This is a genomic window from Paracoccus methylovorus (assembly GCF_016919705.1).
GTDB lineage: Bacteria > Pseudomonadota > Alphaproteobacteria > Rhodobacterales > Rhodobacteraceae > Paracoccus > Paracoccus methylovorus.
Genome location: NZ_CP070371.1, coordinates 20,257 through 32,475 on the forward strand (window position 1 = coordinate 20,257; position 12,219 = coordinate 32,475).

General features: G+C 65.3%; 12 protein-coding genes. 9 read left to right on the forward strand and 3 right to left on the reverse strand.

Annotated features, from left to right (window positions below; genetic code table 11):
• Position 1 precedes the first annotated feature (1 nt).
• The 6 genes from JWJ88_RS13230 (at position 2) to cysE (ending at position 7,402) form a co-directional block, all read left to right on the forward strand.
• On the forward strand, positions 2-634 hold the full coding sequence (locus tag JWJ88_RS13230) for a DUF2460 domain-containing protein (RefSeq protein WP_205296260.1): 633 nt from the start codon (positions 2-4) through the stop codon (positions 632-634).
• Positions 631-1,452: a DUF2163 domain-containing protein gene (locus JWJ88_RS13235; RefSeq protein ID WP_205296261.1), complete on the forward strand. Its 822-nt coding sequence runs from the start codon at positions 631-633 to the stop codon at positions 1,450-1,452. Before JWJ88_RS13230 ends, JWJ88_RS13235 begins: the two co-directional genes overlap by 4 nt.
• Entirely contained in the window at positions 1,449-1,874 is a 426-nt protein-coding gene (locus tag JWJ88_RS13240) for an NlpC/P60 family protein (RefSeq protein WP_205296262.1), read from the forward strand. Before JWJ88_RS13235 ends, JWJ88_RS13240 begins: the two co-directional genes overlap by 4 nt.
• 18 nt (positions 1,875-1,892) lie before the next feature.
• The gene (locus JWJ88_RS13245) at positions 1,893-5,783 is read left to right on the forward strand and encodes a baseplate multidomain protein megatron (RefSeq protein WP_205296263.1); all 3,891 of its coding nucleotides are present in this window, start codon (positions 1,893-1,895) and stop codon (positions 5,781-5,783) included.
• On the forward strand, positions 5,776-6,498 hold the full coding sequence (locus tag JWJ88_RS13250) for a DUF2793 domain-containing protein (RefSeq protein WP_205296264.1): 723 nt from the start codon (positions 5,776-5,778) through the stop codon (positions 6,496-6,498). Before JWJ88_RS13245 ends, JWJ88_RS13250 begins: the two co-directional genes overlap by 8 nt.
• Positions 6,499-6,562: 64 nt before the next feature.
• A complete protein-coding gene (gene cysE / locus JWJ88_RS13255; RefSeq protein WP_205296265.1) occupies positions 6,563-7,402 on the forward strand; it encodes a serine O-acetyltransferase in 840 nt (279 codons plus the stop codon).
• On the opposite strand, the gene JWJ88_RS13260 is transcribed toward cysE, so the two are convergent.
• Together JWJ88_RS13260 and JWJ88_RS13265 are read right to left on the reverse strand one after the other, a co-directional pair.
• Positions 7,399-8,457 (reverse strand): quinone-dependent dihydroorotate dehydrogenase, encoded by a 1,059-nt coding sequence (locus tag JWJ88_RS13260; protein ID WP_205296266.1) that lies wholly within the window; start codon positions 8,455-8,457, stop codon positions 7,399-7,401. The two genes, cysE and JWJ88_RS13260, sit on opposite strands and share 4 nt — an antisense overlap.
• Positions 8,454-8,786, reverse strand: a complete 333-nt coding sequence (locus JWJ88_RS13265; protein ID WP_240200315.1) for a DUF952 domain-containing protein — start codon at positions 8,784-8,786, stop codon at positions 8,454-8,456. Before JWJ88_RS13265 ends, JWJ88_RS13260 begins: the two co-directional genes overlap by 4 nt.
• 127 nt (positions 8,787-8,913) lie before the next feature.
• Here JWJ88_RS13265 and JWJ88_RS13270 point away from each other — a divergent pair, with 127 nt between their 5' ends.
• Complete coding sequence (locus JWJ88_RS13270; protein WP_205296268.1) at positions 8,914-10,515, forward strand: bifunctional metallophosphatase/5'-nucleotidase; 1,602 nt, start codon at positions 8,914-8,916, stop codon at positions 10,513-10,515.
• A gap of 63 nt (positions 10,516-10,578) precedes the next feature.
• On the opposite strand, the gene JWJ88_RS13275 is transcribed toward JWJ88_RS13270, so the two are convergent.
• Entirely contained in the window at positions 10,579-10,935 is a 357-nt protein-coding gene (locus tag JWJ88_RS13275; RefSeq protein ID WP_205296269.1) for an ArsR/SmtB family transcription factor, read from the reverse strand.
• 185 nt (positions 10,936-11,120) lie between these two features.
• On the opposite strand from JWJ88_RS13275, the gene JWJ88_RS13280 reads away from it, so the two are divergent.
• Positions 11,121-11,462 (forward strand): AtpZ/AtpI family protein, encoded by a 342-nt coding sequence (locus tag JWJ88_RS13280; protein ID WP_205296270.1) that lies wholly within the window; start codon positions 11,121-11,123, stop codon positions 11,460-11,462.
• Positions 11,463-11,464: 2 nt separating this feature from the next.
• The gene (locus JWJ88_RS13285; protein WP_205296271.1) at positions 11,465-12,211 is read left to right on the forward strand and encodes a F0F1 ATP synthase subunit A; all 747 of its coding nucleotides are present in this window, start codon (positions 11,465-11,467) and stop codon (positions 12,209-12,211) included.
• Positions 12,212-12,219 lie beyond the last annotated feature (8 nt).

A 12,219-nucleotide genomic window follows, 5' to 3' on the forward strand; every position in this document is an offset into this window, starting at 1 on the left:
GATGGCATTTCACGAGATCAGGTTCCCGGCGAACCTGTCGTTCGGTTCCGTCGGCGGGCCGGAGCGGCGGACCGAGATCGTCGCACTGACCAACGGCCATGAGGAGCGGCGCACCCCCTGGGCGCATTCGCGGCGGCGCTATGATGCGGGGTTGGGGTTGCGGTCGCTGGACGATGTGGCGGCGCTGATCGCGTTCTTCGAGGCGCGGGCGGGTCAGATGCACGGATTCCGCTGGAAGGATTGGGCGGATTACAAATCCTCGGCCCCAAGTGCTGCGGTATCCTTTCAGGATCAGGAGATCGGCATGGGCGATGGGGTGCTGCGGACGTTCGCGCTGCGCAAATCCTATGCCTCGGGGGCCGCGCGCTATTGGCGGCCGGTGGCAAAGCCGGTGGAAAGCACGGTGCTGGCCGGTGTCGGCAATGTCGAGCTGCGCGCCGGGGTCGACTTCCATGTCGATCCGACGTCGGGGACGGTGAGTTTCGCCGCGCCACCCGAGAAGGGGGCGGCCGTGACGGCGGGGTTCGAGTTCGACGTGCCGGTGCGCTTTGATACCGATCGGATCGCGGTTTCGGTCGCGTCGTTTCAGGCGGGCGACCTGCCGCAGATCCCGGTGGTGGAGGTGCGGATATGACCCCGACGATTGCGCGGGCCTGGGCGGTCGCGCGACGCGACGGCATGGTGCTGGGCTTTACCGACCACGACCGGACCCTGATGTTCGAGGGCATCGTCTTTCGCCCCGACAGCGGGCTGAGCGCGCGGGCGGTGGTGCAAAGCGTCGGCCTGTCGGTGGACAACAGCGAGGCAGTGGGGGCGCTGTCGGACACGGCGATCACCGAGCGCGACGTGATGGCCGGGCGCTGGGATGGCGCCGATGTGCGGTTGTGGGAGGTGGACTGGACCGACACGGGCAACCGGCATCTGATCTTTCGCGGCCATCTGGGCGAGGTGGTGCGCAGCGGCGCGGCGTTTCGCGCCGAGTTGCGCGGGCTGTCCGAGCCTTTGAATAAGGCGCAGGGCCGGGTCTATCATCCGCATTGTGCGGCGGCGCTGGGCGATGGGCAATGCCGGTTCGACCTGACGCGGGCCGGCTATTGGGCTGAGGGCGTGATCGAGATGGTGGAGGACGGGCAGCGGCTGGTGCTGTCCGGTGTGGACGGCCATGACCCCGGCTGGTTCGAGCATGGCCAGCTGATGATGCGTTTGGGTGCTGCCGAAGGACTGTCGGGTCTGGTCAAGGCTGATCGGCCTTTGCCGGGGGCACGGCGCGAGGTCGAGCTTTGGACCGCGCTGGGCATAGGGCCGGCGGCGGGCGATCGGGTGCGGCTGATCGCCGGTTGCGACAGGCGCAGCGAGACTTGCCGGATGAAATTCCTGAACCACCTGAACTTCAGGGGCTTTCCGCATTTGCCGCCCGAGGACTGGCTGATCGCGCCCAAGGTGAATCGATGAGCGCGGCGGTCGTGGCTGCGGCCCGGGCGTGGATCGGCACGCCCTATGTGCATCAGGGTTCGGTCAAGGGGGCGGGGGCGGACTGTCTGGGTCTGGTACGCGGCATCTGGCGCGGATTTTTCGGCGCCGAGCCGGAAATTATGCCCGCCTATACCCCGGATTGGGGCGAGGTCGGCGGGATCGAGCTGCTGCTGGCGGGGGCGGCGCGGTTTCTGCTGCCCGCCCCCGATGAGCGTCCGGGCGATGTGCTGGTCTTTCGCATGCGGGCCGGGGCGGTGGCCAAACATATGGGAATATTGGCGCAAACCGGCGACGGCGCCAGCTTTGTCCATGCCTATGACCGGCATGGCGTTGTCGAAAGCCCGCTGTCGGCGCCTTGGCGGGCGCGGATCGCGGGACGGTTCCGGTTTCCGCCGGTTTGAGGGAAAGGTAGGGACGCAATGGCGACGATTCTGCTGGCGGCGGCCGGGGCATCGCTGGGTGCAGGCTTTGGCGGCACGGTTCTGGGACTTTCGGGTGCCGTCATCGGCCGGGCGGTGGGGGCGACGCTGGGCCGATATATCGACCAGCGCCTGCTTGGCTCGGGCTCGAAGGCGGTCGAGACGGGGCGCGTGGACCGGCTGCGCATCCAGACCGCGGGCGAAGGCACGCCGATCCCGCGGGTTTGGGGACAGATGCGGGTGCCGGGCCATGCCATCTGGGCCGGCCCGCTGGTCGAGACCCGGCGCAGCCATGGCGGGGGCAAGGGCTCGGGTCCCAGCGTGACCGAGATCGGCTATCGGCTGAGCTTTGCACTGGCGCTGTGCGAGGGGCCGATCCTGGGTGTGGGTCGGGTTTGGGCGGATGGCGAGGAAATCGCGGCCGACGATCTGAACATGCGCGTCTATCCGGGCGACGAGGCGCAACTGCCCGATCCGGCGATCGCCGCGCAAGAGGGCGAGGATGCCCCGGCCTATCGCGGCATCGCCTATGTCGTTTTCGAGGATCTGGCGCTGGAAAAATGGGGCAACCGGGTGCCGCAACTGTCCTTTGAGGTGACGCGGGCCGCCAGTGAGGGGCGCGGCCTGTCGCGCGAGGTTCGCGCCGTCGCCATGATCCCCGGCACCGGCGAATATGCGTTGGCAACCACGGCAGTGGGCTGCGATCTGGGGCTGGGCGAGATGCAGGTCGTGAACCACAATACGCCGATGGCGCCGACCGATTTTCTGGCCTCGATGCGGATTCTCGGGCGGGAACTGCCCAATGTCGGCTCGGTTTCACTGGTAGTGTCGTGGTTCGGAGACGACCTGCGGGTCGGCGAATGCGCGGTGCGGCCCAAGGTCGAGGACCTGTCGCGCGATGGTCGCGAGATGCCTTGGCGCGCGGGCGGAATCGGGCGCGAGGGGGCGACCGAGGTGGCGCGGGTGGAGGACCGGCCGATCTATGGCGGCACGCCTGCCGACGGTTCGGTGATCGAAGCCTTGCGGGCCATTGCAGACAGCGGGCGCAAGGCGGTGTTCTATCCGTTCATCCTGATGGAGCAGCTTGCCGGTAACGGCCGGCCCGATCCCTGGAGCGGGGCCGCGGACCAGCCGGTCATGCCATGGCGTGGCAGGATCACCACAAGCATCGCCGCGGGATGCGAGGGCAGTCTGGCCGGGACCGTTGCCGCCGAGGCGGAGGTTGCGCGGTTCTTCGGCACCATCGAGGCCGGTGATTTTTCACGTGAAGGCCAGACGATCAGTTACAACGGGCCTGCGGAATGGTCCTATCGCCGCTTTATCCTGCATTACGCGCATCTGTGCGCGGCGGCGGGCGGGATCGACGCCTTTCTGATTGGCTCGGAAATGATCGGGCTGACGCAGATCCGGGGTGCCGGGAACCGCTTTCCGGCGGTCGAGCAATTGCGGCGGCTGGCGGCGGATGTGCGCGCCATTCTGGGCGAGGGGGTCAGGATCGGCTATGCCGCCGACTGGTCGGAGTATTTCGGCTATCACCCCGGCAATGGCGATGTGCATTTCCATCTGGACCCGCTGTGGGCGGATGAGAACATCGATTTCATCGGCATCGACAATTACATGCCGCTGTCCGACTGGCGCGAGGGCGAGGACCACCTGGACGCCGGTTGGGACCGGATCGACAATCCCGGCTATCTGCTGGCAAATGTCGCGGGCGGCGAGGGTTATGACTGGTATTACGCCAGTGACGCGGATCGCGAAGCCCAGATCCGCACCCCAATCCGGGACGGCGCGCATCACGAACACTGGATCTGGCGCTACAAGGACATCCGGGGCTGGTGGCAGAACCGGCACCACGACCGCATCGACGGCGTGCGGCAGGTGCAGCCGAGCGCATGGGTGCCGGGATCAAAACCGGTCTGGTTCACCGAAATGGGTTGTGCGGCGCTGGACAAGGGCACGAATCAGCCCAACAAGTTCCTGGATGCGATGAGTTCGGAATCGATGCTGCCCTATTTCTCGGACGGGCGGCGGGACGATGCGATGCAGGCGGCCTATGTGCGGGCGATGACCGAATTCTGGTCGGACCCCGCCAACAACCCGATCCGCGCCGCCCATGGCCGGATCGGACCGGGGCGGATGGTCGATATGGCGCGCGCGCATGTCTGGTGCTGGGACGCCCGGCCCTATCCGGCCTTTCCGGCCCGCACCGACTTGTGGTCGGATGGCCCGGCATGGCAACGCGGGCATTGGCTGAATGGTCGTGCCGGCGCGGTGCCGCTGGCCGATGTGGTGACCGAGATCTGTCGCGAGGCCGGCGTGCGTGCCTTTGATACCCAGGGCTTGCGCGGTCTGGTGCGCGGCTATGCGTTGTCGGGGGCTGAAAGCGGGCGGGCGGCCTTGCAGCCCTTGATGCTGGTGCATGGGTTCGACGCGGTCGAGCGGGACGGCGAGCTGCGCTTTGTCATGCGCGGGGCGCGGATCGATGCTGAGCTTGGTCCCGGTGATATGGCACTGACCGACGAGGTCGAGGGGATCGAGGTCTCGCGCGCGGCGGATGCCGAGATGGTCGGCCGCATCCGGCTGACCCATGTCGAGGCGGGCGGCGATTACGCTGTGCGCACCGCCGAGACGATGATGCCGGGGGCCGAGTTCCTGGCGGTTTCGGACAGCGAACTGGCGATGGCCTTGACGCGCGGCGAGGGGCGGGCGCTGGCCGAACGCTGGCTGTCGGAGGCGGCGGTGGCGCGGGATGCGGTGCGGTTTGCCCTGCCGCCCTCGCTGGGGCATCTGGGTCCGGGCGATGTCGTGCGGCTGGTTGAGCCTCGGGCCGAGGCGAAACGCTGGCGGATCGACCGCGTGGAACGGGGGGCGGCGATCGCCGTTGATGCGGTGCGCGTCGAGCCGGGGGTCTATCGCCCCGCTCATGTGGTCGAGGGTGAAGCCATGCTGCGGCCTTTTGTGCCGCCGATCCCGGTCTGGCCGGTTTTTCTGGACCTGCCGCTTTTGCGGGGGGACGAGGTGCCGCATGCGCCCTGGCTGGCCGTGACGGCGACGCCTTGGCCGGGGGCTGCGGCGGTCTGGTCCTCGACCGGGCAAGAGGGGGGCTATGCGCTGAACGCGATGCTGGCCCAATCCGCAGTGATGGGGGTGACGCTAAGCCCGCTTTCGGCAGCACGCGCCGGAGTTTGGGATCGCGGCGCACCGTTGCGGCTGCGCGTCAAGGGCGGCAACCTGAAATCGGCGACGTGGGAGGCGCTGATGTCGGGGGCGAATCTGTTGGCGATCGGCGATGGCTCGGCCGAGGGTTGGGAGTTGCTGCAATTTGCCCAAGCGCGGCTGATTTCGCCCGGTGTGTGGGAGGTGTCGAGCCGGCTGCGCGGGCAGGCGGGCACGGATGCCCTGATGCCGGAGGTCTGGCCCGTGGGCAGCACGGTGGTGGTGCTGGACGGCGCGGTGGGGCAGGTGGAGCTGGCACCCTCAGCCCGCAACCAACTGCGGCATTGGCGGATCGGGCCGGCGACGCGTCGTCCCGAAGATCCAAGCTATCACCACATCGCCGCCGCTTTCCGTGGTGCGGGGCTGCGGCCCCTGTCGCCCTGTCATCTGCGGGTCGCGGGCCGGGTCGTGACTTGGACCCGGCGCACGCGCGTGCAGGGCGATGGTTGGGACGGGACAGACGTGCCCTTGGGCGAAGCACAAGAGCAGTATTCGGCCCGGTTGATCCGGGACGGGCAGGTGCTGGCGCAGGCGGTGGTCGGCGAGCCGCGTTGGGTGGTGCCGGAAAACGCATGGTCCTCGGCCAAGGCCGGGGGCGGATTCGCTGTCGAGATCGCCCAGCTTTCCGACACGTTCGGTGCAGGCCCTTATGCAAGAAGGATGATCCATGTCTGAGAATACGACCGCCAACTGCGATCTGCCGCTGCTGATGCCGGCGCAGGCGCAGAAACACGTCACGGTGAATGAGGCGCTTTTGCGGCTGGATGGACAGGTCGATCTGGTACTGCAAAGCCTGACGCGCATCACTCCGCCGGAAGCCGTCGAGGACGGCATGTGCTGGGGCGTTCCGCCAGGCGCGGTCAATGGTTGGGAGTGGCAGGCCGGCAAGATCGCCATGGGCGCGAACGGCGGCTGGATATTCGTCCAGCCAAGCTTTGGCCGCCGTGCCGTTATCGCCGATCAGGGGGTGGTGGCGATTCACGACGGCTCGGGTTGGGTTCCGGGCGCGGTCACTCTGGGCCAGCACGGATCCGGCATGCTGGCGCGGCAACTGGCCGAGGATATCATGCTGGGTGCGGGCGATGGAGCCGAGACCGTCATGGCCATTCCGCCCGGCGCGCTGGTGATCGGGGCGACCGCGCGGGTGTTGGAGGCGATTACCGGCAGTGCAGCATCATGGTCGCTGGGCACGGCGGGCAGCGCGGACAACCTGAGCCGGTTCGGGCACGGTCTTGGCAAGGCGCAGGGTTCCTGGGCGCGCGGCCTATTGTCGCCCCCCTTGGCCTTTTGGGAGCCGACGCCCTTACGGCTGACGGCCGTGGGGGGGCAGTTCTCGGGCGGAAAGGTGCGGGTCGTACTGCATTGGTGGGAGTTGCGGTTGCCGGATTGAGCAGACTTTTCGCGCCCGTCGGTTTCCGCTAAGAATAGAAAGAGAAACAGACGGGCGTGCCTGAATGAACTTGCAGAAAGACATGATCGAGCCGCTATCCGACGCGCGGGACGCCCCGCGTGATTCGGTCTGGGGTCGCATCCAGCGCGAGGCGAGGATCGCCGTGCGGGACGAGCCTTTGCTGGGCGCGCTGATTCATGCCGGACTGTTGCATCATGCCACATTCGAAGCGGCGCTGGCCTATCGGTTTTCGCTGAAGCTCGCCTCGCGCGAGATGAGCGAGCAGATCCTGCGCGAGATTGCCGATGACGCCTTTGCCCGCGCCCCGGAACTGGCGCTGGCTGCACAGGCCGATCTGCTGGCGGTCTATGATCGCGACCCGGCGACGCATCGGCTGATGCAGCCGATTCTGTTCTTCAAGGGCTATCAGGCGCTGCAAGCCTATCGCATCGGGCATTGGCTTTGGCAGCAGGGCCGGCGCGACATGGCCTATTTCGTGCAGATGCGCTGCTCGGAAGTGTTCGGTGTCGATATCCATCCTGCTGCCCGTGTCGGCACGGGCGTGATGATCGACCATGCCCATTCCATCGTCATCGGCGAAACTGCTGTCGTGGGCGACGATGTGTCCATGCTGCATTCGGTGACGCTGGGCGGCACGGGGAAAGAGGATGGTGATCGCCATCCCAAGATCGGCAATGGCGTGATGATTGGTGCCGGCGCCAAGGTGCTGGGCAATATCCGCGTCGGACATCACTCGCGCATCGCCGCCGGCTCGGTCGTGCTAAGTGAGGTGCCGCCGTGCAAAACCGTGGCCGGAGTGCCGGCGCGGATCGTGGGTGATGCGGGTTGCTCGGACCCGTCGAACAGCATGAACCAGCTTTTGGGCCACGAAGACCTTTTCTAAAGCCAGTCGGCGTTGCCGCTGCCGGTCAGTTCGGCCAGCGTGATGTTTTCGTGGGCGAGCCGTTCGTCCAGTTCGCGTGCGATCTGCGCTGCGAGCGAGAAGCCATGATAGATCAGGGCGGAATAGATCTGGACGGCGCAAGCGCCGGCGCGGAGCTTTTGCCAGGCCTGCTCGGTCGAGCCGATGCCGCCGACGCCGATCAGTGGCACTTGCCCGGAGGTTTCACGATAGAGCCGGGCGAGAATGCGGGTGGCGCGGTCGAAAAGCGGCGCCCCGGAAAGGCCGCCGGATTCGTTCGCGTGCGGTGACGCGAGGCCTTTGCGGGAAAGCGTGGTGTTGGTGGCGATGATCGCATCCACCGGGGCCGCCAGCGCCACGGCGGCGATATCGGCCAGCCCGGCATCATCCAAGTCCGGGGCGATCTTGATGAAAACGGGAGGGCGGTTCGGCAGGGCGTCGCGCGCGGCAAGAACGCCTTGGAGCAGTGCCGAGAGCGCCTCGGGACCCTGAAGATCGCGCAGCTTTTCGGTGTTGGGCGATGAGACGTTGACGGTCAGGAAATCGGCATGAGCCCCAGCGATATGCACGACTTGCGCGAAATCGGCGCTGCGGTCGGCGCTGTCCTTGTTCGCGCCGATGTTCAGCCCGACCGGGATGCCCGTGGGGCGTTTTGCCAGACGGGCGGCGATGGCTTCCGCCCCTTCGTTGTTGAAGCCGAAGCGGTTGATAATCGCGCGGTCCTGCGTCAGGCGGAACAGGCGTGGCTTGGGATTGCCGGGTTGCGGGCGTGGAGTGGCGGCGCCGATTTCGACAAAGCCGAAGCCCGCACGCATGAGTGCCGGCAGAGTGCGGGCATTCTTGTCATAGCCGGCGGCAAGGCCCACAGGGTTCGGCAGATCGAGCCCTGCGACCTGTAGTCGCAACCGTTGCGAGGTGACGGCACGGCCGGGCAGTGGCACCAGCCCGCGTTGCAGGGCGAGGATCGAAAGGTCATGCGCGCGCTCGGGGTCGAGGCGATGCAATGCGGCAAGGCCGAGCCTTTCGAGGGGGGTCATACGAGATCTCCGATAACGTGGCCATCGGGGCCGAGGGTCAGGGGCCGGCTCCAGAGCAGGTCCGGCATCTGCAACTCGCGGTAGAGATGGGGAAAAAGATCGCCCCCGCGCGAGGGTTCCCACAGCAGTTCTGTCAGAGCGTCGCTGTCAAGCGCCAGCAGATGCAGCCCATCCAGTCCGGCAAAGTGACGTGCCAGCGTTTCGGGCACCTGTGCAGCGGTGGAGAGGTGGATATAGCCATCGGTCAGGTCCACCGGCGCACCGGCGCTGCGGCCTTGCGATTGGAACTCTTGAAACTCGGCGGCACGGAAGATCTTGTAAACCAGCATGGTCGTTTCATGCTTTGCACCGTGCGGGCCGTCAAGCGGCATCGCATCCACGGCTTCGTCAATTGACGAGGCGCACGCCTTCCCGCAATCTGCCGCTTATCCAGACATTCGGGTAAGAGGGATCGAGATGAAACGCTGGCTCATGGTTTCGGCGGCGGTCGTCGTGCTGTCTTCAGGCGCGGCGCAAGCAGATTACACGCTGCACGTGCTGCATATCAACGATTTCCATAGCCGGGTCGAACCGATCAACGCCTTTGACAGCACCTGTGATGCCGAAACTGAGGCGAAAAACGAATGTTTCGGCGGCGTGGCCCGTCTGGCGACCAAGATCCGCGAGCTGCGCGACGGGCTGAAGGCCGAAGGGCAGAACGTGATCGTGCTGGACGCGGGCGACCAGTATCAGGGCAGTCTGTTTTACACGACCTACAAGGGCAAGGACACGGTCGAGTTCATGAACGCCATCGGTTTCGATGCCATGGCGGTTGGTAACCACGAATTCGACGACGGGCCGCACGGGCTGCAGCTTCTGGTGGAAGGGGTGAAATTTCCCGTGGTCTCGGGCAATCTGGACCTGTCGCAATCGCCCGAGTTGAAGGACAAGGTCGGTGGGGCGCTGACGCTGGAGGTCGGCGGTGAACAGGTGGGGATCGTCTCGGCATTGGCGATGGATACCCCCGAGACCGCCTCGCCCGGTGACAAGGTCATCTTCCACGATGACATGGACAGTCTGAAGGCCGACGTGCAGGAGTTAACCGAGTCTGGCGTCAACAAGATCATCGCGCTGACCCATACCGGTTACAAGCGCGACCAGGAGTTCGCGGCGGAAATCTCCGGTATCGACGCGGTTATCGGCGGGCACAGCCATACGCTGCTGGGCGATATGGAGGGTGCGGCAGGACCTTATCCGACCATGGTCAAGGGTGCGGACGGCGGCGAAGTCCCGGTGGCGACCGCCTATTCCTATGGCAAATACCTGGGCCACCTGGAGCTGACTTGGGACGACGACGGCAAGCTGATCAAGGCAGAAGGGCAGCCGATACTGTTGGATGCATCGGTTGTGCCGGACGAAAAGCTGGCCGCGCGGGTCAAAGAGATGGCCGCCCCCATCGAACAGTTGAAGCAAAAGCGCGTGGCCGAGATTGCAGTGCCGATCGACGGCAGCCGGGAATCGTGCCGGGCCAAGGAATGCGAGATGGGCAATCTGGTGGCCGACGCCATGCTGGCGCGCGTGAAGGATCAGGGCATCTCGATCGCGATCCAGAATGGTGGCGGTCTGCGCACCTCGATCCCAGCGGGGGTGGTGACCATGGGTGACGTGCTCTCGGTGCTACCTTTTCAGAACACGCTGTCCACGTTCCAACTGAAGGGTGCGGATGTGGTTGCGGCATTGGAAAATGGCGCAAGCCAGATCGAGGAGGGCGCCGGGCGCTTTGCTCAGGTCGCGGGATTGAAATACACGCTGGACAGCTCGGCCCCGGTTGGCAGCAGGATCGGCGATGTGCAGGTGCGCGACGGTTCGGACTGGTTGCCGATCGACCTCGAGGCGGTCTATGGCGTCGTGTCGCAGAACTATATGCGTGCGGGCGGGGACGGCTATCGGGTCTTTGCCGATAACGCGATGGCCGCCTATGATTTCGGGCCTGATCTGGCGGATGTGTTGGCCGATTATCTGGCCAAACAGGGGCCGGATTTTGCGCCCAAGCTGGACGGTCGTATTACCGTGAAGTGATGATCCTAGGGGCCGGGCCTGCATCCGGCCTTCTTCCCCGCCGGTCTAGGGGATGCGGGCTGGTCAGGACTCGGGGTCGCCGCCCTCGATCAAGGGCAGCGATTCCCGCAGGAAGCGTTCGAAATCGTCCAGATCCACCGGTTCGAACTGGCCGAAGCCCTGCATCCAGACCGAGGCGCTGCGCAGCCTGTCGGGCTCCAGCTTGCACCAGATGATGCGTCCGCGCCGTTCCTGCCGGATCAGCCCGGCTGCGGCCAGCACGGCGAGATGCTTGGAAATCGCTGCAAGGCTCATCTGGAAAGGTGCCGCGACATCGGTCACCGCCATGTCATCCTCAAGCAGCATGCCAAGGATCGCCCGCCGCGTCGGGTCCGCGAGGGCAGAGAAAATGGCGTCGAGGCTGCGTTGGTCTGTGGACATCTGCCTTGCTTAACTTGCCGGTTGAATATGGGGTGGAAGCCGCCGCGGCCGCAAGACCGTGTTTTTACGCGACCAGTCATTTCGGAAAACACGTAATTTCAATAAGTTAAGATTTGCCGCGGCTTGCTTGACTCGAGGGGGTATAGTCCCTATCACCGCGCCAACCGATAACGGGGGTGTGAGCCATGGCCGAGGAAGACCATGATGCCGCGCGGGCCCGGGATGCGGAGCGGTTGCGCGCGCTGGAAACCCGATTGGGTGAAAAGGCGGGTGAAAAACCGCCCTCGCGCGGGGAAGAACATTTCAGTCAGGCCAACATGGCCTGGCGCATGGTGATTGAGCTGGTGGCGGGATTGGCCATCGGTTTCGGGATCGGATACGGGCTGGACTATCTGACCGGTCTGCAGCCGCTCTTTATGGTGGTTTTCGTGCTGCTGGGTCTGGCGGCCGGGATCAAGACCATGATGCGGACTGCGAAGGAAATAGGCGAAGCACCGGGGCGCCCCGGCGACGACAAGGGTGAATGACGATGGCAGAAGAAGAAGCAGGTGGTCTGGTTTTCCATCCGATGGATCAGTTCGTCGTCAAACCGCTGTTTGGCGAAGGTTCGGTGAACTGGTACACGCCGACAAATGCGACGCTGTGGATGGCGCTGGCGGCGCTGGCGATCACCGCGCTTCTGGTTTTCGGCACCCGTGGCCGGGCCATCGTACCGAACCGGGTCCAGTCCATCGCTGAACTGCTTTATGGCATGGTTCACAAGATGGTCGAGGACGTGACCGGCAAGGACGGGCTGAAATATTTCCCCTATGTGATGACGCTGTTCTGCTTCATCCTGTTTGCCAACTTCCTAGGCCTGATCCCCAAAAGCTTTTCGCCGACCTCGCATATCGCAGTGACCGCGGTGCTGGCGGTGCTGGTCTTTGTCGGCGTCACCGTGCTGGGTTTCGTCAAGAACGGCGCGCATTTCTTGGGACTGTTCTGGGTCAGCTCGGCGCCGCTGGCGCTGCGCCCGGTACTGGCTGTGATCGAGTTGATCTCGTATTTCGTGCGGCCGGTCAGCCACTCGATCCGACTTGCCGGCAACATCATGGCGGGTCACGCGGTGATCAAGGTTTTCGCCGCCTTTGCCGCCATCGCGACCATCGCGCCGATTTCGGTTGTGGCAATCACCGCGATGTATGGTCTTGAGGTGCTGGTGTGCCTTATCCAAGCCTACGTCTTTACCATCCTGACCTGCGTCTATCTGAAGGACGCGCTGCATCCGGCGCACTAAGCCGGGCA